Raw genomic sequence first — 17,745 nt, forward strand, 5'->3', positions numbered from 1 at the left:
TGGGGCGTGCCCCACGCCGGCGCTGCCACGTTCCACAATGCGCGCAGGGTGTGTGCGAGGGCGTGCCGCAACCCCATCGCGCGCAACTTGGCCACGGAGCGCAGGTTCGTCGCGTCTGTCCCTCTCTGCCGGCAGCATGCATCGACCCGTTCGATCACCGCGACCCGGCAGCGGTGCCGCCGTTTGCTAGCCGCGCCGGTCGCGCGCTCGTGCCAAGCCGTCGCCCGGCGGGGATGCGGGTCGCAATGCCGGTCTGGGTCAGCGCCTCGTCCATCGCGGTGAGCGCGGCCTCGACGCGGGTGCGCTTTTCCACGGCCGGGCGCCGCCCACCGGCGGCGGCGGGGGCGGCCCCGACCTCCTGCCCGAGCGTGCGGACCCGGTGCTCGGCCACCCGCAGCATCGCGGGGCTGCGGGTGATTTCTCCATCCGGCCGGTTGGCGTGGTCCACCCGGAAGACAGACAGGGTGTAGCGGTTCGTCGAGGCCCCATCGCACAGCCAGCGATGGGCGGCGTCCGCTTCGCATTGCCGGGCGGGTTCCCGCGCGTGGCCGTCGCCCTCGATCGTGATAGGCAGCCACAGCGCCAGCAGGATGTGATGGCCGCCGTCACCGTATCAGCGGACAGCCTCCTTCCGCGAGGGGCCGGAACGCCTCGTTCCCGGGGATCGTCTGCGCCACCTCCAGCAGGTCCCATTCACCCAGGGCGGCGCGTGGCGCCTTCGCGCGCATCAGGTACATGTCGCGGATCACGCGCCCATCCGCACGGATCGTCCCGTTGGTGGTCATAAAGTCGTTGATCGGCGTTTCGCGCATCTTCGCCATCACCGGCTCGGTGGCGTCGGTTCCGGCGGCCTGGACGGCTTTCAGGTAGTGGGTGACGGCGCCCCACATGCTGGCCTGGAACATGGTGGGCGGGCGGCCGTGGATGGCCTGGAAGCGTTGCGCGAAGGCGCGGGTGGCGTCGCTCTGGTCCCAATAATAGGCCTCGGTGAAGACCATGCCCTGGGCGGTGTCGAGGCCGATCGCCTTGATGTTCGTCAACAGGCACAGCAGCGCCGCGGGCTGGATGCCGCGGCGGGTCAGGCCGAACTCGCCCATCTGCTTCACGATGTTGATGAAATCGGTCCCAGCCGCGGCGATGCCGACGACGTTCGCGCCCGACTGTGCCGCGCGGACCAGATGGGAGGAGTAGTCCGTCTCCCCCAGCGGTGCGCGGGAGCTGCCCGCCACCTGCCTGCCGAGTTGTCGGATCACCGCCACCGCATTGGCTTCGAGCGAATGGCCGAAGGCGTAGTCCGAGGTGATGAAATACCAGCGGTTGCCGCCATTGCGCATCACCGCGCCCACGGTGCCGCGCGACAGCGCGTAGTTGTCGTAGGTCCAGTGCACGCCATAGGGCGAGCAATCCTTGCCCGTCAGATCCGTGGTGCCGGCGGCGACGACCACGTCGATCTTCTGCTTCTCCCGCGACAGGTTCTGCACGGCGAGGGCGACAGCCGAATTGCCCAGGCCGAAAATGGCGTCCACGCGTTCCTGGTCGTACCAGCGCCGGGCGATGGACAGGCCGACATCAGGGCGGTTCTGCAGGTCGCCGAAGACGACCTCGATGGGCATGCTGTTGACCTTGCCGCCGAAATCCTCGGCGGCCATGCGGGCGGCGACCACGTCGCCCATGCCCTGCTGGTCTGCGAAGACGCCGGACATGTCGTCGAGCACGCCGATCTTGACCACGCCGTCCGAGATGCCGGATTGCGCGTGGCCGTCGACCGGCCGAACGGCGGCGAGCGGCAAAGCAGCCGCTCCAGCCAGCAGATGTCTGCGGTTCATGGACATTCCCTCCTCATTCCTTCCTTGCCGCGCATCATGCCATGTGCGGCGGCGGAATGAAGAGGGCGGTTTCAGTCCATGCGCACCGGCGTCAGGTCCTGGATCCAGTTCTGTGCCTGCATGAAGCCCTTAACCCGCAGCGACATGGCGCGCGGGTCCATGTCATGTACGACGCGCAGCCAGACGCATTCGTCGACCATGCGCGTGTGCATCTCGGCCACCACCTGGTCCTGCTTCGCCGGGTCGAACTCGGCGCGGATGCTGTCGGAGAAGGCATCGAATTCCGGCTGTTCGACATAGCCCCAAGTATTGCCGCGCGGGGCGGTCTTGCGGCTGTCGAGCGCGGTGATGAAGCCGAAATCCGGATCCACCCACACCCAGGAGTAGTTCAGCCCGTGCAGTCCGCGCTGCGACTGGTCGCGTGATCCCTTCAGCCGCGACTGCACCATCGCCGCCCGGTCCACCACGTCGAAGCTGATATGGACGCCAAGGGGCGCAGTATGTCCTGGATCGCCTTATTCATCATCGTCGGCTGCATCTGGCCCGAGCCGGATGCGCTGATGATGATCTTCGCCTCGACCGGCTTGGCCGGGCCGAAGCCGGCTTCGGCGAGCAGCCGCTTCGCTTCTTTCGGATCATGGCGGATGCGGAAGCTGGGATTGCCGAACCAGGGATGGTCGGGCGGCACCATGCCCCATGGCGGGCTTGCCGAAGCCACCCAGCATGGTCGCGATGGCCTCCCGGTCGATGCGGGGATTGATCGCCTTGCGCACGCGGATGTCGGCGAAGGGCGACCCGGCATTGAGGTTCAGCACCCGGGGCCAGGTGTGCTGGTAGGTGTGGTCACGATCTGCATGTTGGCGGCCCGCAGGGGCGGCACGGCGTCGGGCGGGGGCGCCTCGATCCAGGCCACTGGCCGGAGAGCAGCGTGGCCACGCGGTTGGAAGCATCGGGTATGGGCAACAGCACCAGCCGGTCGGTCGTGGGGATGCGCGCCGGGTCCCAGTAGCCGGCGTTCTTCACCAGCTCCAGCCGCTGGCGCGGCACGATGGACCGGAACTTCCATGGCCCGGTGCCGACCGGCGCGCAGGTATGGTCTTCGCAGCTCCGTCCAACCTTCTCCCACTGCGTGGGCGAGGAGAAGACGATGCATCCGAGATGGTGGGGCAGCAGCGCATCCGGCTCGCGCGTCGAGATGTTGATGGCGTGGTCGCCGAGCGTCTCGAAACCCGCGATGTATCCGATGCGGCCATAGGTCTGCGCGACCTGGCGCCGATCGTATTGTGGCGCGTTCTGGTCGGTCAGCTTCACGAGGTTCCAGATCGCCGCATCGGCGTTTCAGGGCGTGCCGTCGTGGAAGGTCACACCCTCGCGCAGCGGGAAGACCCAGCGGCGCTTGTTTGTCGGATCCATCTGCCAGCCCGGGCGATGGTGCTCGGCTGGTCGGCGCGCGACAGGTCTCAATTGACCAGACCGTCGTAGAGTGTGGCGCCCGTGAAGGGTCAACCCTCGCTGCCCTGGTCCGGTTGGCCATTGACGGCGGGGATGTCGGATGCCGTCATGCCGACGCGCAGGACAGTCTCGGCCTGGGCGCGCGCGGTGCCTCCGATCATCAGGGGGCCGCGAGCGCAGCGGCACCGGCAAGGGTGGCGCGGCGACCGGGGCCGGTTCGGGGAACGGTCATATCGGCAATGCCTTTCACGCTGTCACAAAACTGCGAGAAAACCGCAATCATCGTGCCAGAAGCTGCCGTGACTCGCTTGCCCCCGGGCGCCTTCCACGCGACACCCCGTCCGACCATTCCGGAGTAACCATTCATGGCCCACGCCCTTGGCGCGCCCGCCGCCCCTGCCATCCTGCGCAACACTGAGCTCGACGCGGACGCGGTGCGCCAGGCGCGGGTGGACCTCGCGGCCTGCTTCCGCATGGCCGCGCGGCTCGGCATGCATGAGGGCATCTGCAACCACTTCTCCTTCGTGGTGCCCGGGCGCGACGACCTGTTCCTGGTGAACCCCTATGGCTGGGCGTTCAGCGAGATCACCGCCTCCCGCCTGTTGGTCTGCGACTTCACGGGCAATGTCATCGCCGGGGACGGCGTGCCCGAGGCGACCGCCTTCTTCATCCATGCGCGCGTCCACAAGAATGTCGGCCGCGCCAAGGCCGCCTTCCACACCCACATGCCGAACGCGACCGCGCTCGCCATGCTGGAAGGCCCGCCGCTGGTCTGGGCCGGGCAGACTGCGCTGAAGTTCTACGGCCGTACCTTGGTGGACGAGGAATATGGCGGCCTGGCGCTGGACGAGCAGGAAGGCGACCGCATCGCGGCGAGCATCGGCAATGCCGACATCGTCTTCATGAAGAACCACGGCGTGATGGTGGTCGGCGGCAGCGTCGCCGAGGCCTGGGACGATCTGTATTACCTGGAGCGCGCCGCCGAGGTGCAGCGCATGGCCATGGCCACCGGCCGCACTCTCAAGGCCGTCCCGCCGGAGATGGCCCAGCGCACCTACGAACAGATGCGCGAGGGCGACCGCGAGAGCGCCCGGCTGCATCTGGAAAGCGTGAAGCGCATCCTGTCGCGCGAAGAACCCGACTTCATGCATTGAACGGCGCCTCGGCGCGGACTGTCCCCATGTCACGAACCCTGCGGCCCGATGCGTCGGGTCTCGGCCTGCTGTTCGCCACCACGATCGGCTGGGGGCTGAACTGGCCGGCGATGAAGGTGCTGATCGCGCATCTGCCGGTTCTGAGCACGCGCAGCCTGGCCGGGGTGCTCGGCCTCGCCGTACTGACCGTCGTCGCGCTGGTGCGGCAGGAGTCCCTGGCGGTGCCGCGGCGGCTTTGGCCGCGGCTGGTTCTGGTGTCGCTGCTGAACGTCACCGCCTGGATGGGGCTCGCCTCCTTCTCTCTCCTCTGGCTGGCAGCGGCGGAGGCGACCATCGTCTGCTACACCATGCCGGTCTGGGCTGCCCTGATGGCCTGGGCGGTGCTGGGCGAGAAGCCGGGCCCGGCACGCGTCGCCGGTCTCGCGCTCGCCATGTCGGGGCTGGCGCTGCTGGTGCTCGGCCGCGGCGTCGCGGTCGGGCTGGAGAAGGCGCCCGGCGTCGCGCTCGGCCTCGGCTCGGCCGTGCTCTTCTCGCTCGGCACGGTCATCACCAAACGCTGGCCGCTGGGCCTGCCACCGACAACCGCCTCAGCGTGGCAGGTGGGGATCGGCATCCTGCCGCTGGCGCTGCTGGCGCTGGTCTTTGACGATGCGCGGCTGGACGCCATCACGCCGCGCGATTGGGCTCTGCTGGCCTATGGCGGGGTCTTCGCGCTGGGGCTTTGCTACCTGTCCTGGTTTGGCGCGTTGCGGCGGTTGCCGGCCTCGCTCGCCTCGCTCGGCACGCTGCTGACGCCGATGATCGGCGTGGCAAGCGCCGCGATCTTTCTCGGCGAACCGTTCGGCTGGCGGGAGGCCCTGTCACTCGCCCTGACGCTGTCGGGCGTGGCGCTGGCGCTGCGAGGGTAGAGCCGGTCGCTGCGGGTTCTTCCTGTCGCGGGCTGCGAGCACGGTGCGAGGCCGGGCTGCCGGCCCCGGCGTTCGCGATCCCACACGGCTGCAAGATCGCCCCGGCCGATGTCGGCGTCTCATGCCAAGCCGGCACGGGAGGCGGAGCCACCTCCCGGACCTCGCCTGTTACCTGCGAAGACGCTTGCGGAAGTCGGCCCCCGCCTGCTTTGCTTGGCACAGGGCAGGGCGCAAGTCGTCAACGGCAGTGTCGTTGAGGAGCTATGCGCATGCGACGTCGACACGTCTTCGCCCTTGCGGGAACATCCCTGCTCGCCCGTCCCGCCTTTGCCCAGCCGGCGTCCGCGCGGACTCTGCGATACGTGCCGCAGACCGATCTGACCGTGCTCGATCCGGTCTTCACCACGGCCTACATCACGCGACACCACTCGCTGATGATCTACGATCAACTCTTTGGTCTCGATTCCAACCTGCGGCCGCAGCCGCAGATGGTGGAAGGCTATGAGTCCAGCACCGATGGCCTGACCTGGAGTTTCCGCCTGCGCGAGGGCCTGAAATTCCATGACGGAGAGCCGGTGCGCGGCAAGGACTGCATCGCCTCCATCCGGCGCTGGGGGCAGCGGGATTCGCTCGGCCAGGTGCTGCTGTCTCGCGTGGCGGACATGACGAGCCCGGACGATCGCAGCTTCACCATCCGGCTCAGCCGTCCCTTTGGCCCGATCCTGGACGCGCTGGGCAAGATCGGTCCCTCGGCGCTGTTCATCATGCCAGAACGCATCGCCGCCACCGATCCCAACACGCAGATCCGCGAGACGATCGGCAGCGGTCCCTTCCGTTTCGTCGCGAATGAACGCATCGTGGGCTCCCGCGTCGTCTATGAGCGCAATCCCGACTATCGTCCGCGCGAGGACGGCACGACGAGCTGGGCCGCCGGCCCCAAGCGCGTCCATTTCGATCGCGTCGAATGGACCGTGATGCCTGACCCGGGCACCGCCGCCGCCGCCATCCGCAACAATGAGATCGATTGGTGGGAGAACCCGCCCAATGACCTGGCGCCCGTGCTGCGCCGCGCCCGCGACGTGAATGTGAGGCGTGCGAGCCCGCTCGGCACCTTCGGCACCGGTATCTTCAACTGCCTGCACCCGCCCTTCGACAAGCCGGCGGTCCGGCGCGTCATCCTCAACGCCATGTCGCAGGAGGATTTCATGACCGCTGCCGCGGGCGCCGATCCGTCGCTGTGGAATGCGAAGACGGGCGTCTTCACGCCAGGGTCGCCGCTGGCCAGCGACACGGGCATGGAGGCCATTACCGGTCCGCGCGACATAGAACGCTCCAAGCGCGAGCTGCGCGAGGCCGGTTATGCCGGCGAGACCATCGTCATGCTCGCACCGTCCGACCAACAGGCGCTGATGGGGATTGCGGAGGTCGGCCGCGACCTGTTCATCCGCCTGGGCATGGAGGTCGACTACCGCATCTCGGACTGGGGGACGCTGGTGCAGCGTCGCGCCAGCCGCGAGCCGCCGGACAAGGGCGGCTGGAACTTCTTCCACACCACCTGGAACGGGCTCGATGGCATCAATCCGGGCGTCATGACCTTCCTGCGCGCGAACGGCACGCAGGCCTGGTTCGGCTGGCCGACCGTGCCGAAGCTGGACGCGCTGCGCCAGCAATGGTTCGACGCGCCGGATCTCGCGAGCCAACGCGCCGCGGCGGCGGAAATCCAGAGCACCGTGTTCCAGGAGGCACCCTACCTGCCCTCCGGTCAGTATTTCAGCAACACGGCCTATCGCAGCTCGATCACCCAACCGATCTCGGAAATCTTCGCGTTCTGGGACGTGAAGCGGGTCTGATACCGGCGAGCCGGCGTTCTGATCCGTGGGACCGAGAGGGGCCTTGCCCCTCTCGGTCCCACCAAAGCCCGGAGGGCATCCCTGATGATCGGGCTGGTTTCGCGGTCGAGACGCTGAGGGGCTCTGCCCCTCCGAACCACTCCTCCAATCTTCCGACCTCACAGGTACCGACGGGGACCGCAGGCCCCACGCCGGCCGACCTTGCGGAGTCTTCGTTGCGCGCGGCCGTCACACGGCCTTTGCTGCCTTCAGCGCCGCGATCTCCTCCGTGCTGAAGCCGAACTCCGCCAACACTTCCTCGGTATGCTGACCGCGTTCCGGCGTCGGCTTCTTCGCGCAGTCCACGCCGCCGATCTGCATCGGCGCGCGCACCACGTTCAGCGCGCCCAGGCGCGGATGCTGCAACGTCATCTCCAGGCCGAGATGCTTCACCTGTTCATCCGCGAAGACCTGGTCCATGGCATAGACCGGCCCGCAGGGCACGCCTTCCTTGTTGAACTTCGCGACCCAGTTCGCCGCGGTGTCGGTCTGCGTCACCTTCTCGAGCAGCGCATTGACCTTCACGCGGTTCTGGCTCCGCAGCTTGTCGGTGGCGATGTCGGGGTCCTTCGCCTCCTCCTCGATGCCGAGCACCTTCACGATGCGGTCCCACATCACCTGGCCGCCGCCGGCGATGTTGATGACGCCGTCGGAGGTCTTGAACAGCCCGGTCGGGATGGTGGTGGGGTGGTCGTTGCCGGCCTGCTTCGGGACCTCGTGCTTCATGGTCCAGCGCGTGGCCTGGAAGTCCATCATGGCGATCATGGCTTCGAGCAGGGAGACATGCACCCAGCGCCCCTTGCCGGTGACTTCCCGTTCCAGCAGCGCGACCATGATGCCGAGCGCGCAGTAGAGACCGGCGGTGAGGTCCGCGACGGGAATGCCCGCGCGCACCGGCCCCTGGCCGGGCAGGCCGGTGACCGACATCAGCCCGCCCATGCCCTGGGCGATCTGGTCGAAGCCGGGGCGCCGGGCATAGGGCCCGTCCTGCCCGAAGCCGGAGATCGACCCCAGCACGATGCGCGGATTGATCGCCGACAGCGCGTCATAGTCGATGCCGAGCCGCGTCTTCACGTCGGGGCGGTAGTTCTCGACCACGACATCGGCCTTGGCGACCAGGCGCTTGAAGGCGGCCAGGCCCTCGGGCGACTTCAGGTTCAGCGTCATGCCGCGCTTGTTGCGGTGGACGTGCTGGAAATCGGGGCCATCGCGCTCGCCGCCCAGCCCCTTTCCGGTATCGACCTCGTCGGTTGCCTCGATCTTGATCACGTTGGCACCCCAATCGGCGAGCTGGCGCACGCAGGTCGGGCCCGAACGGACGCGGGTCAGATCAAGCACGGTGAAACGGGACAGCGGCATCATGGTTCAAGGCCCTCCATGGCCGACTCTGTTCGCACCGCGCGGGCGGGCCGGCAAGGTGGCGGCTTGACGCGGTCTGCCATCCCGCTACGCCTTGCACCCGCATCACAGTCGGGACGGAGCGCCATGAGCGACGAGATTCTGCACGAGGTCCGCGAGGGCGGCATCGCCTGGACCACCTTCAACCGCCCCCAGGCGCGCAACGCCATGCTGTTCGGCATGTATGAGCGGTTGCAGGAGCTCGCCGGCGAGATCAGCGCCGACCCGTCCATCCGCGTCTGGGTGCTGACCGGCGCGGGCGGCAAGGCCTTCGCCTCGGGCACCGACATCTCCCAGTTCCGCGAGTTCAAGACCGCCGAGGACGCGCTGAACTACGAGGCGCGCATCGACAAGGTGCTCGGCGCGCTTGAGGATTGTTCCAAGCCGATCATCGCGGCCATTGCCGGCGCCTGCACGGGCGGTGGCCTCGGCATCGCCGGCTGCTGCGACCTGCGCATCTGCGACCAGGGTGCGCGCTTCGGCCTGCCGATCGCGAAGACGCTCGGCAATATTCTCAACATGCACAACTTCGCACGCTTCTATGCGCTGGTCGGTCCGGCGGCGATCGCCGAGATGATCATGACCTCGCGGCTCTTCTCCGCCGCCGAGGCCAAGCATATCGGCCTCGTCTCCGAAGTGCTGGAAAGCCCGGATGCCGTTGCGGCGCGCGCGATGGAGCTGGCGACGACGATGTCGACGCTGGCGCCGCTGACGCTGAAGGCCACGAAGGAAGCGCTGCGCCGCCTGCGCAAGGCGACCAGCGAGGTCGAGGGCGACGATCTGGTGACCATGTGCTTCACCTCGGCCGACTTCCAGGAAGGCGTGGACGCCTTCCTCAACAAGCGCGCGCCGAACTTCCAGGGGAAGTGACCTTGCGTTGCGGACGACCCCGTCCGGGGCCGTCCGCACGCCCGATGGCGCCGATGGGATTTGCATTCGGGCGTCGGAACGCCCATATCCCCGTGCGTCACCTCGTCCGGTCCGTTCCGCGGACCTGCTCTCCGTGCCTTCCCTATGGTTGAGCCGCAGCGATGGCTGGCCCGTCGCGCATACAGCGCGCCGGCATAACCGTTGCGCAATCTCGTGCGACGGCAACGCTCAACCCGGAGACTTCGGCATGAGCATCGGTACCGTGAAGTGGTTCAACGCGACCAAGGGCTATGGCTTCATCCAGCCTGAGGACGGCAGCAAGGACGTGTTCGTCCACATCAGCGACGTGCAGCGCTCGGGCCTCAACGGCCTGAACGAAGGCGACAAGGTCGAGTTCGAGCTGCAGCGTGGCCAGCAGGGCAAGATCTCGGCGGGCAACCTCCGCCTCGCCTGACACGGACAGGGCGGCCCACGGGCCGCCCTTTCTTCTTCTTCATGACGGATGCGGAGCACGCCCATGGCGCGGAAGCCGAACTATGGCCAGCAGCGGGCCGATGTGAACCGCTCGAAGCAGGCGAAGAAGGAAGCGAAGCTGCGCGAACGCGAGGAAGCGGTCGCGAAGCGCAAGGCCGGCGGGCAGGACGCCGAGCCTGAATACGAGCCGGACACGGCCGAGGACCAGGAGCCCGCGCGCGACTGAGGCGCGGAGGAGAGACAGAGATGGCCAAACCTGCCAGCAAATCGAACTTCGTGCTGTTCGACGTGATCTATGAGGACGGCAGCCGCCGGTCCAACCGCAAGGTGCCGGCCGAGATCCTCGGTGGGCTCGACGGCGACGAGCCGGCCCGCAAGGTGATCCAGGAACAGGACAACGAGATCGCCAAGGCGTCCGGCAAGCCGGCGCTGCCGATCTCCCAGATCCTGCGCGTCGGCGGCAAGAAGCGCTGACGCGGGACCGGCGCCGCCCCAGCGGGACGGCGCCCCCCTCTCATTCCGCCGCCTGCGCCTGCTTGGCGATGAGCGGCACGATCCCCGGCAGGGCCGACCCTTCCCAGAGCTGCGCGAGCAGTGCCTTGGCCGGCGCCGATCCCACCGCATCGGCGGTCAGTTCCAGGAACTTGTCCGACAGGTCCTGATCGGATAGCGGCGCATCCGGATCGCCCTTGCGGGTATGCTGGTGGCGGTTCAGCACGCGGCCATCCTTCAGCGTGATCGTCACCTTGGCCGAACGCTTGGAGGGGAAAGCCGCCGCGCATTCCGGATCGAGCGTCACCGTCACCTTCGCCATCAGCGCGCGCGTCGCGGGATCGGCCAGGCGCTCCGGCGTGAAGGCGACCAGGCGCACACCCCCATGACGCAGCATGGTCGCCGCGGTGAACTGGGCGGAGAAGCGGCAATCCTGCTCGGTCACGGCGTTAGGGCGGTCGCAGACTTCCTTGGTGGCCTTGTAGCCACCGATCACCACGCTCTCGACATCGCCGGGCGAGAAGCCATTCTCGAGATGAAGGTCGCGCACCGCATCCAGCGCCGCGAAGATGTGCCCGCAGCAGCCGTGATTCTTGAAGGTCATGTCGGTAATGGCAAAGGGCTTGCCGATGCCGGCCAGCGCCATCTCCCACTTGCCGGTGTCCTCGCTGGTCGCCGCCGCGAAGCCCGCCGGGCCGTGCAGCACGTCGAGTGCCCCGGTCATCCCCTTGGATGCCGCCATGGCGGCGAGCGCGCCGGCCTCGGCGGCATGGCCCGGATGCAGCGGCTTCGACATGCCTTCCCCGCGGAAGGCCTGCTGCAGGCCGGAGGCCATGGTCGCGGCGGTGGCGATGGCATGCGCCGTGCGCGTCTCGTCGCAATCGAGCAGCACCGCGACCGAGGCCGCGGCGCCGAAGGTCCCGACCGTGCCGGTGGTGTGCCAGAAATCGTAATGCGAGGGCTGCACCGCGCGGCCGATGCGGCAGGAGACCTCATACCCAGCGGTCATGGCGCGCAGCAGCCCGTCCATCGTCGCGCCGCGCGACTGCGCGGCGGCCAGCGCCGCCGCGATGGTCGGGCAGCCCGGGTGATAGACCGCGTAGCGGTAGATGTCGTCGAACTCGACCGTGTGGGACGCCGTGCCGTTCAGCAGCGCCGCATGGCGCAGCGGCACGCGTCGGCCCGAGACGTAGCAGACCGCCCCGCCGCCGCCCCGCGTCTCATCTTCCAGCGCCGCCGACATCAGCGTCGCCGGCTCCCGCCAGGCGCCGGCCAGCAGGGCGGCGAACCAGTCCACGAGGGCGCGGCGGGCATGGTGCGCGACATCCGCCGGCAGGTCGCGCGACCGCCAGGACGCCGCATGCTCGGCGAGGATCGGAAGCGGGTTGGTCATGGCGCGCTGCTCACGCGTTGCCGCGGAGCACCTCCTTATTGATCACGACATCGGGGTCGAGCTGGCCCTTGAACAGGCTGATGATACTCTCGGCGCAGGACAATCCCATACGCCGCGTGGACTGTTCCGTCGCCGCCGCCGAATGCGGCGTGACCACGACATTCGGGAAGTCGAGGAAGGGCAGCTTCGTCGTCACCGGTTCCTCCCAGAACACATCGAGGCCCACCGCGCCGAGATGGCCCGATTTCAGCGCATTGGTCAGCGCCGCCTCATCCACCAGCGTGCCTCGCGCCGTGTTGATATAGGCGGCGCCCGGCTTCATGGCCGCGAAGAAGGCGGCGTTCACCATGGCGCGCGTCTCGGTGTTGGACGGGCAGTGGGTGGTCACGATGTCGGCGGCGGCCAGGCCTTCCTGGAGCACCTTCACCGGCTTGAACCCTGCGCCCTTGATGGTGTTCTGCGGGATGTAGGGGTCGTGGACCAGCACATCCATGCCGAAGGCCGCACACAGCCGCGCGACGCGTCCGCCGATTCGGCCGAAGCCCACCACCAGCACGGTCAGTCCCGCGAGGTCCAGCGTCCGCAGCGACGCCTTCGCGCCCCAATCAAGGGCCTTGGTGTTGCGGTCGTAGTCCAGCGTCCGTCGCGCCGTGGTCAGCATCAGCATCAGCGCATGCTCGGCGACCGAGACGGCATTCGCGTCCGGCGTCACGGTCAGCGGAATGCCGCGCTCGGTCAGCGCCCCGACATCCACCGCGTCGTAGCCGACGCCGTGCCGGGCGCAGATGCGCAGCATCGGCGCGTTGTCGAGGAATGCGCGGTCGATCTTCGTCGCGCGGACGATGATCGCCTCGGCGGTCTTCATCGGCTCGGCCAGCGTCTCCGGCGTCACCGGGTCGAGCATGGTCACGGTGACGCCCGGTTCGGCGCGCAGCCGTTCCATGGCATCCGGATGCAGGGGGCGCAGGCAGACGACGTGCGGCATGGAGCGTCCTATTCGACCGTAGCGCCGGAGATGCGGACCAATTCCGCCCATTTCGGGATCTCGGCGGCGATGAAGGTGGCGAAGGCTTCGGGGTTCGACCCGACCGGCTCGCTGCCCTGCTGGGCCAGCTTGGCGCGCAGTTCCTCGGTGCGCAGCACGGTCGCGATCTCGTTCGACAGGCGGAGCACCGCGGGGGGCGGTGTGCCGGCGGGGGCGAAGATGCCGTTCCACAGGGCGACCTCGAAGCCGGGGATGGTCTCGGCGACGGTCGGCACCTCGGGCAGCAAGGCGGAACGCCGGGCGGTGGTGATGGCCAGCGCCCGCAGCCGCCCCGCCTGGACATGGGCGATGACCTCGACCAGCGGCGAGGCCATGGCCTGGATCTTCCCGCCGATCAGGTCGGTGACCGCCGGGGCGCCGCCGCGATAGGCGACATGGGTCACCTCGATCCCCGCCTGGGCGGCGATCATCGCGGCCGAGAGGTGCTGGGAGGTGCCCGACCCGGCATTGCCGAAATTCAGGCTGCCCGGTTGCGCCTTGCCCAGCGCGATCAGCCCGGCGAGGTCCCGTGCCGGCACCTCCGGATTCACCACCAGCAGGTTGGGGATGAAGGCGATCTGGCCGACGGGGGCGAAATCGCGCTGCGGGTTGAACGGCAGGTTGCGATAGAGCGCGGCGTTGGTCGCGTGGGTCGAACTCGTCCCCATCAGAAGCGTGTAGCCATCGGGCGCGGCGCGGGCGACGGCCTCGGAGCCGATATTGCCGCCCGCGCCGGGCCGGTTCTCGACCACCACGGGCTGGCCGAGGCGGGCGGCGATCGCCTCGGCGACGAGCCGCGCCGTGACGTCGGTGCTGCCGCCCGGGGCGAAGGGAACCACCAGGCGGATCGGGCGGTCGGGTGTCCAGGTGCCTTGCGCCCGCGCCAGGGCGGGCGTGGCCAGCAGGGCGGCGATGAGGCTGCGGCGATGCATGGGTTTCCTCCTCACGCCGGTCTTTGCCGGCTTGGTTGGGGCGATGGTCGCGATGTCCGCGACCATCGCTTAAGCATCAGAGCTGGTGGAAGGCGGCCTCCCCCAGGATCGCCTCGCGCATCCGGTTCTGGATGATCGACCCGTCGCGCGGCGGCAGGACCAGCTTCTTGCTGGAGGCATCGATCTTCGCCACGGCGAAGAAAGGCCCGTCCCCGGCATGGATGGCCGCGCGCAGGGCGGGCACTTCCTCGGGCTTGGTGACGAACATCGTGTGCTTGAAGCCCGCGCCCTTTGCCATGGCGACCAGGTCGACGCCGTATTTGGTCGCCGTCTCCTGCATGCCGGTCTCGCCGTAATGCTCGTTGTCCTGCACGACGATCGAGAGGTTCTTCGGCTTCTTCACCGCGATGGTGGCGAGCGAGCCGATGCCCATCAGCATCTCCCCATCGCCGGTCAGAACCAGCACGGGGCGGTTCGGCTGCGCCTGGGCAAGACCCAGGCCGATCATCGCCGCCGCCCCCATGCCGCCCCACAGCGGCAGGTTCAGCTTGTGGTCGCCCACGGCCGTGATGTCCCAGCAGGGCGCGCCGAGGCCGGCGATGACCGCCAGTTCCCCGCGGTCGGCCAGCAGGGCGCGCGTCAATTCGCGCCGGTCGAGCTTTCCGGATTCCGCCAGCATCGTCTCAGTCCTTGCCGAAGGTCTTGGCGCCGATGACGCGCTGCCCGATCAGGGTCGCGGTCGGGCGGAATGTGTTGAAGGCCATGCGGATGGTGGCATCCACGGTGGGTGCGATGTCCTCCGGTGTGTCGGCGCGCTTCACCAGCGTGCCCATGGCTTCCAGCACCGCCTGGGTGGCGTTGCCCATCGGAATCTGGGCCGGGTTGAACTCGCCGAAATCGCCCCGCATCGTCACCAGCATCGGCATCGGGCAGCGATGGATGTGGGACAGCGACAGCATGTTGATGCAGTTGCCCACGCCCGAGGACTGCATCAGCAGCACCGCCTTGTGCCCGCCCAACCAGGCGCCCTGCATCAGGGCGATGCCCTCTTCCTCGGTGGTCAGGGTGGTGACGATGATCTCGTTGTCGGCCAGGCAGCGCTTGATCAGGCGGGAATGCCCAGCATCGGGGACCAGGCAGACCTGGCGGATCTCATGCTTCTTCAGCAGGTCATAGATCTGGTCAGGCCAGATCGAGGCCACATCAGGGGCCTTGTCGATGGCGTCGTCGTCCATAGTCTTCCTCGGCAGTTTCCTGCGGGGCATCCTAGGGCGAGGCGAGAGGCTGGCAAGACGGCCCCGGGACGCGGCATCATGGCCGCCATGCCCTTCGCGCAGACCATCGGTGGCACGCGCTACCGCTTCGACGACCTGAAGACCCTGCTGGCGCGCGCTACGCCGCTGCGGTCCGGCGACGCGCTGGCCGGTGTGGCGGCGGAGAGTGCGGCCGAACGCATCGCTGCGCAGCGGGCGCTCGCCGACCTGCCGCTGGCGCATTTCCTGAACGAGGTCGTGATCCCCTATGAGGCCGATGAGGTGACGCGGCTGATCGTGGATCGCCACGATCCGGTGGCCTTCGCGCCGGTCCGCCACCTGACGGTGGGCGGGTTCCGCGACTGGCTTCTGGCGGCGGAAGCCGCGGCGGTCACGGCGCTCGCGCCCGGCCTGACGCCCGAGATGGTCGCCGCCGTGTCCAAGATCATGCGCATCGCGGACCTGATCCAGGTCGCGGCGAAATGCCGCGTCGTCACGCGCTTCCGCAACACCATCGGCCTGCCGGGGACGCTGTCCATCCGATTGCAGCCGAACCACCCGACCGATGATCCGCGCGGCATCGCGGCGTCCGTGCTGGATGGGCTGCTGCTGGGCGCGGGCGATGCGGTGATCGGGGTCAACCCGGCGACCGATAATGTCGAGGCGGTGATGCGCGTGCTCGACATGCTCGACACGGTGCGGGACCGCTTCGACATCCCGACGCAATCCTGCGTTCTGTCGCATGTCACGACGACGATGCTGGCGATGGAACGCGGCGCGCCGGTCGATCTGGTGTTCCAATCCATCGGCGGGACAGAGGGCGTGAACACCTCCTTCGGCGTGTCGCTGTCCGTGCTGCGCGAGGCGCGGGAGCAGGCGCTGACGCTGGGCCGCGGCACGCTCGGCGACAACGTGATGTATTTCGAGACCGGGCAGGGCAGCGCGCTGTCCGCCGATGCGCATCACGGCGTGGACCAGCAGACCATCGAGGCGCGGGCCTATGCCGTGGCGCGGGAGTTCTCGCCCCTGCTGGTGAACACCGTCGTCGGCTTCATCGGCCCGGAATACCTGTTCGACGGCAAGCAGATCCTGCGTGCGGGGCTGGAGGACCATTTCTGCGGCAAGCTGCTCGGCCTGCCGATGGGCGTCGACGTCTGCTACACCAACCACGCCGAGGCCGATCAGGACGACATGGACACGCTGCTCACCTGCCTCGGGGTCGCGGGCGTGACCTATGTGATGGGCGTGCCCGGCGCGGATGACGTGATGCTCGCCTATCAATCGACCTCCTTCCATGACGGGCTTTCCGCGCGGGCGATGCTGGGCAAGCGCGCCGCGCCGGAATTCGAGGCGTGGCTCGCCCGCATGGGCATCGGCGCGGATGCGGAGCGCATCCCGGCGCGGCTGTCCCCGGCGCTGATCGGGCTGGCATGACGGCGCCCTCCCTCTGGCGCGACCTGCGGCGCTTCACCGGGGCGCGCGTCGGGCTGGGCCGCGCCGGCACGGCGCAGCCGACGGCGGCGCATCTCGACTTCCAGGAATCCCATGCGCGGGCGCGGGATGCGGTGTGGTCGGCGCTCGACGTGCCGGCGATGGAAGCCGCGCTCGCGCCGCTCGGCCTGCCGGTGCTGCGCGTGGCGAGCGCGGTGGCGGACCGGCGCGCCTATCTGCTGCGGCCCGATCTCGGCCGGCGCCTGGCCGAGGGCACGGACCTGCCCCGCGATCCCGGCAGCGTCGCCTTCGTCGTGGCGGATGGCCTCTGCGCGACCGGCGTGCAGCGCCACGCGCCCGGCGTGCTGGAGCGGCTGATCCCGGCGCTGAGCCTGCCCCCTGGCCCCATCGTCATCGCCGAGCAGGCGCGCGTCGCGCTGGGTGACGCCATCGGCGAGGCGATCGGCGCCGCCGCCGTGGTCGTGCTGATCGGCGAGCGCCCGGGTCTGTCAGCGACGGACAGCCTCGGCCTCTACATCACCTGGGCGCCGCGCCGTGGCCGCACCGACGCCGATCGCAACTGCATCAGCAATGTCCGCCCCGGCGGCCTGACCTATGATGAGGCCGCCGCCAAGGCCGCCTGGCTGCTGCGCGCCGCCCAGGGCCTGGGCGCGACCGGCGTCGCCCTGAAGGACGAGATGCCGGCCGGCGCTCTGCCCGCCCCATGATCCGCGTGACCGGCCGCATCTCGCTCGACGAATCGGAGATCAGCGAGGACTTCCTGCGCGCCTCGGGCCCGGGCGGGCAGAACGTCAACAAGCTCGAGACCGCGGTGCAGCTCCGCTTCGCTGCCATGGCCTCGCCCAATCTGTCGGATGCGGTGAAGGCGCGGCTGGCGACGCTGGCCGGCCGGCGCATGACCAAGGATGGCGTGCTGGTGATCACCGCCCAGCGTCATCGCACCCGCGAACGCAACCGGGAGGATGCGCTGGATCGCCTGCTGGTGCTGATCCGTGAGGCCGCCACGCCCCCGCCGCCGCCCCGCAAGGCGACCAAGCCGACGCTGGGGTCGCAGAAGCGGCGGCTGGAATCGAAGACGCGGCGCGGGACGACCAAGAAGCTGCGGTCGGGAAGGCCGGGGGAGGAGTGATCGCCCGCCGTTCGGTGGGGTGCGATCCCTGTGGCGCGGCCGGCATTGGAGAGGGGCTCAGCCCCTCTCCGGCTCCATCGTTGCCAGCGCGGCGTGCAA

21 protein-coding genes and 1 pseudogene are annotated in these 17,745 nt (G+C 68.8%); 10 read left to right on the forward strand and 12 right to left on the reverse strand.

The annotated features are described in order from the left end of the window. Positions 1-154: 154 nt before the first annotated feature. The 6 genes and pseudogenes from KPL78_RS26895 to KPL78_RS26920 form a co-directional block, all read right to left on the reverse strand. A complete protein-coding gene (locus KPL78_RS26895) occupies positions 155-448 on the reverse strand; it encodes a hypothetical protein (protein WP_219766224.1) in 294 nt (97 codons plus the stop codon). Between the two features lie 157 nt (positions 449-605). Beyond that, positions 606-1,826: an ABC transporter substrate-binding protein gene (locus tag KPL78_RS26900; RefSeq protein ID WP_219766226.1), complete on the reverse strand. Its 1,221-nt coding sequence runs from the start codon at positions 1,824-1,826 to the stop codon at positions 606-608. A 71-nt stretch (positions 1,827-1,897) separates the two neighbouring features. Then, a complete protein-coding gene (locus tag KPL78_RS26905) occupies positions 1,898-2,275 on the reverse strand; it encodes a periplasmic substrate-binding domain-containing protein (protein ID WP_219766228.1) in 378 nt (125 codons plus the stop codon). Continuing rightward, entirely contained in the window at positions 2,257-2,517 is a 261-nt protein-coding gene (locus KPL78_RS26910) for a hypothetical protein (protein WP_219766230.1), read from the reverse strand. Before KPL78_RS26910 ends, KPL78_RS26905 begins: the two co-directional genes overlap by 19 nt. Continuing rightward, positions 2,462-2,641 (reverse strand): hypothetical protein, encoded by a 180-nt coding sequence (locus KPL78_RS26915; protein ID WP_219766232.1) that lies wholly within the window; start codon positions 2,639-2,641, stop codon positions 2,462-2,464. Before KPL78_RS26915 ends, KPL78_RS26910 begins: the two co-directional genes overlap by 56 nt. Positions 2,642-2,669: 28 nt before the next feature. Then, positions 2,670-3,152: pseudogene (locus KPL78_RS26920) on the reverse strand (ABC transporter substrate-binding protein); the annotation flags it as partial. Positions 3,153-3,643: 491 nt separating this feature from the next. Here KPL78_RS26920 and KPL78_RS26925 point away from each other — a divergent pair. The 3 genes from KPL78_RS26925 (at position 3,644) to KPL78_RS26935 (ending at position 7,190) form a co-directional block, all read left to right on the forward strand. After that, positions 3,644-4,432: an aldolase gene (locus KPL78_RS26925; protein ID WP_219766236.1), complete on the forward strand. Its 789-nt coding sequence runs from the start codon at positions 3,644-3,646 to the stop codon at positions 4,430-4,432. A gap of 26 nt (positions 4,433-4,458) precedes the next feature. Continuing rightward, positions 4,459-5,340 carry a DMT family transporter gene (locus tag KPL78_RS26930; protein ID WP_219766238.1) on the forward strand — a complete coding sequence of 294 codons (882 nt, stop codon included), beginning with the start codon at positions 4,459-4,461 and terminating at the stop codon, positions 5,338-5,340. Between the two features lie 269 nt (positions 5,341-5,609). Then, entirely contained in the window at positions 5,610-7,190 is a 1,581-nt protein-coding gene (locus tag KPL78_RS26935) for an ABC transporter substrate-binding protein (protein WP_219766240.1), read from the forward strand. A gap of 228 nt (positions 7,191-7,418) precedes the next feature. Here KPL78_RS26935 and KPL78_RS26940 read toward each other — a convergent pair whose 3' ends face one another. Continuing rightward, positions 7,419-8,591 (reverse strand): CaiB/BaiF CoA transferase family protein, encoded by a 1,173-nt coding sequence (locus KPL78_RS26940; RefSeq protein ID WP_219766242.1) that lies wholly within the window; start codon positions 8,589-8,591, stop codon positions 7,419-7,421. Between the two features lie 123 nt (positions 8,592-8,714). On the opposite strand from KPL78_RS26940, the gene KPL78_RS26945 reads away from it, so the two are divergent. The 4 genes from KPL78_RS26945 to KPL78_RS26960 all read left to right on the forward strand — a co-directional run bounded on the left by KPL78_RS26945 (position 8,715) and on the right by KPL78_RS26960 (position 10,445). Then, on the forward strand, positions 8,715-9,497 hold the full coding sequence (locus tag KPL78_RS26945) for an enoyl-CoA hydratase/isomerase family protein (RefSeq protein ID WP_219766243.1): 783 nt from the start codon (positions 8,715-8,717) through the stop codon (positions 9,495-9,497). Positions 9,498-9,744: 247 nt separating this feature from the next. Next, on the forward strand, positions 9,745-9,951 hold the full coding sequence (locus KPL78_RS26950) for a cold-shock protein (RefSeq protein WP_168043352.1): 207 nt from the start codon (positions 9,745-9,747) through the stop codon (positions 9,949-9,951). A 63-nt stretch (positions 9,952-10,014) separates the two neighbouring features. Beyond that, positions 10,015-10,197, forward strand: a complete 183-nt coding sequence (locus KPL78_RS26955) for a hypothetical protein (protein ID WP_219766245.1) — start codon at positions 10,015-10,017, stop codon at positions 10,195-10,197. 20 nt (positions 10,198-10,217) lie between these two features. After that, a complete protein-coding gene (locus KPL78_RS26960; protein WP_219766247.1) occupies positions 10,218-10,445 on the forward strand; it encodes a hypothetical protein in 228 nt (75 codons plus the stop codon). Between the two features lie 40 nt (positions 10,446-10,485). Here KPL78_RS26960 and KPL78_RS26965 read toward each other — a convergent pair whose 3' ends face one another. The 5 genes from KPL78_RS26965 to KPL78_RS26985 all read right to left on the reverse strand — a co-directional run bounded on the left by KPL78_RS26965 (position 10,486) and on the right by KPL78_RS26985 (position 15,047). Next, complete coding sequence (locus KPL78_RS26965) at positions 10,486-11,856, reverse strand: MmgE/PrpD family protein (protein WP_219766249.1); 1,371 nt, start codon at positions 11,854-11,856, stop codon at positions 10,486-10,488. 10 nt (positions 11,857-11,866) lie between these two features. Further along, entirely contained in the window at positions 11,867-12,841 is a 975-nt protein-coding gene (locus KPL78_RS26970) for a hydroxyacid dehydrogenase (protein WP_219766251.1), read from the reverse strand. 8 nt (positions 12,842-12,849) lie between these two features. Then, the gene (locus KPL78_RS26975; protein WP_219766253.1) at positions 12,850-13,812 is read right to left on the reverse strand and encodes a Bug family tripartite tricarboxylate transporter substrate binding protein; all 963 of its coding nucleotides are present in this window, start codon (positions 13,810-13,812) and stop codon (positions 12,850-12,852) included. Positions 13,813-13,888: 76 nt separating this feature from the next. Beyond that, positions 13,889-14,491: a thiamine pyrophosphate-dependent enzyme gene (locus KPL78_RS26980; protein WP_255569515.1), complete on the reverse strand. Its 603-nt coding sequence runs from the start codon at positions 14,489-14,491 to the stop codon at positions 13,889-13,891. Between the two features lie 4 nt (positions 14,492-14,495). Further along, the gene (locus KPL78_RS26985; RefSeq protein WP_219766255.1) at positions 14,496-15,047 is read right to left on the reverse strand and encodes a thiamine pyrophosphate-binding protein; all 552 of its coding nucleotides are present in this window, start codon (positions 15,045-15,047) and stop codon (positions 14,496-14,498) included. Positions 15,048-15,134: 87 nt separating this feature from the next. Here KPL78_RS26985 and KPL78_RS26990 point away from each other — a divergent pair, with 87 nt between their 5' ends. From KPL78_RS26990 to arfB, 3 genes are read left to right on the forward strand one after another with little or no spacing between them, the layout of a single operon-like run. Beyond that, the gene (locus KPL78_RS26990; protein ID WP_219766382.1) at positions 15,135-16,499 is read left to right on the forward strand and encodes an ethanolamine ammonia-lyase subunit EutB; all 1,365 of its coding nucleotides are present in this window, start codon (positions 15,135-15,137) and stop codon (positions 16,497-16,499) included. Then, on the forward strand, positions 16,496-17,224 hold the full coding sequence (eutC, locus tag KPL78_RS26995) for an ethanolamine ammonia-lyase subunit EutC (protein WP_219766256.1): 729 nt from the start codon (positions 16,496-16,498) through the stop codon (positions 17,222-17,224). The genes KPL78_RS26990 and eutC overlap by 4 nt, the downstream gene beginning before the upstream one ends. Beyond that, the gene (arfB, locus tag KPL78_RS27000) at positions 17,221-17,646 is read left to right on the forward strand and encodes an alternative ribosome rescue aminoacyl-tRNA hydrolase ArfB (protein WP_219766258.1); all 426 of its coding nucleotides are present in this window, start codon (positions 17,221-17,223) and stop codon (positions 17,644-17,646) included. Before eutC ends, arfB begins: the two co-directional genes overlap by 4 nt. The last annotated feature ends 99 nt before the right edge of the window (positions 17,647-17,745 follow it).

It is taken from the genome of Roseomonas alba, from assembly GCF_019430885.1.
Classification (GTDB): Bacteria; Pseudomonadota; Alphaproteobacteria; order Acetobacterales; family Acetobacteraceae; genus Neoroseomonas; species Neoroseomonas alba.

Coding starts and splice junctions, on each gene's coding strand:
- KPL78_RS26945 (WP_219766243.1), top strand. CDS start 8,715: ATGAGCGACGAGATTCTGCACGAGGTCCGCGAGGGCGGCATCGCCTGG.
- KPL78_RS26930 (WP_219766238.1), top strand. CDS start 4,459: ATGTCACGAACCCTGCGGCCCGATGCGTCGGGTCTCGGCCTGCTGTTC.
- arfB (WP_219766258.1), top strand. CDS start 17,221: ATGATCCGCGTGACCGGCCGCATCTCGCTCGACGAATCGGAGATCAGC.
- KPL78_RS26985 (WP_219766255.1), bottom strand. CDS start 15,047: ATGGACGACGACGCCATCGACAAGGCCCCTGATGTGGCCTCGATCTGG.
- KPL78_RS26975 (WP_219766253.1), bottom strand. CDS start 13,812: ATGCATCGCCGCAGCCTCATCGCCGCCCTGCTGGCCACGCCCGCCCTG.
- KPL78_RS26980 (WP_255569515.1), bottom strand. CDS start 14,491: ATGCTGGCGGAATCCGGAAAGCTCGACCGGCGCGAATTGACGCGCGCC.
- KPL78_RS26950 (WP_168043352.1), top strand. CDS start 9,745: ATGAGCATCGGTACCGTGAAGTGGTTCAACGCGACCAAGGGCTATGGC.
- KPL78_RS26960 (WP_219766247.1), top strand. CDS start 10,218: ATGGCCAAACCTGCCAGCAAATCGAACTTCGTGCTGTTCGACGTGATC.
- eutC (WP_219766256.1), top strand. CDS start 16,496: ATGACGGCGCCCTCCCTCTGGCGCGACCTGCGGCGCTTCACCGGGGCG.
- KPL78_RS26990 (WP_219766382.1), top strand. CDS start 15,135: ATGCCCTTCGCGCAGACCATCGGTGGCACGCGCTACCGCTTCGACGAC.
- KPL78_RS26905 (WP_219766228.1), bottom strand. CDS start 2,275: ATGGTGCAGTCGCGGCTGAAGGGATCACGCGACCAGTCGCAGCGCGGA.
- KPL78_RS26940 (WP_219766242.1), bottom strand. CDS start 8,591: ATGATGCCGCTGTCCCGTTTCACCGTGCTTGATCTGACCCGCGTCCGT.
- KPL78_RS26910 (WP_219766230.1), bottom strand. CDS start 2,517: ATGGTGCCGCCCGACCATCCCTGGTTCGGCAATCCCAGCTTCCGCATC.
- KPL78_RS26925 (WP_219766236.1), top strand. CDS start 3,644: ATGGCCCACGCCCTTGGCGCGCCCGCCGCCCCTGCCATCCTGCGCAAC.
- KPL78_RS26970 (WP_219766251.1), bottom strand. CDS start 12,841: ATGCCGCACGTCGTCTGCCTGCGCCCCCTGCATCCGGATGCCATGGAA.
- KPL78_RS26935 (WP_219766240.1), top strand. CDS start 5,610: ATGCGACGTCGACACGTCTTCGCCCTTGCGGGAACATCCCTGCTCGCC.
- KPL78_RS26965 (WP_219766249.1), bottom strand. CDS start 11,856: ATGACCAACCCGCTTCCGATCCTCGCCGAGCATGCGGCGTCCTGGCGG.
- KPL78_RS26955 (WP_219766245.1), top strand. CDS start 10,015: ATGGCGCGGAAGCCGAACTATGGCCAGCAGCGGGCCGATGTGAACCGC.
- KPL78_RS26900 (WP_219766226.1), bottom strand. CDS start 1,826: ATGAACCGCAGACATCTGCTGGCTGGAGCGGCTGCTTTGCCGCTCGCC.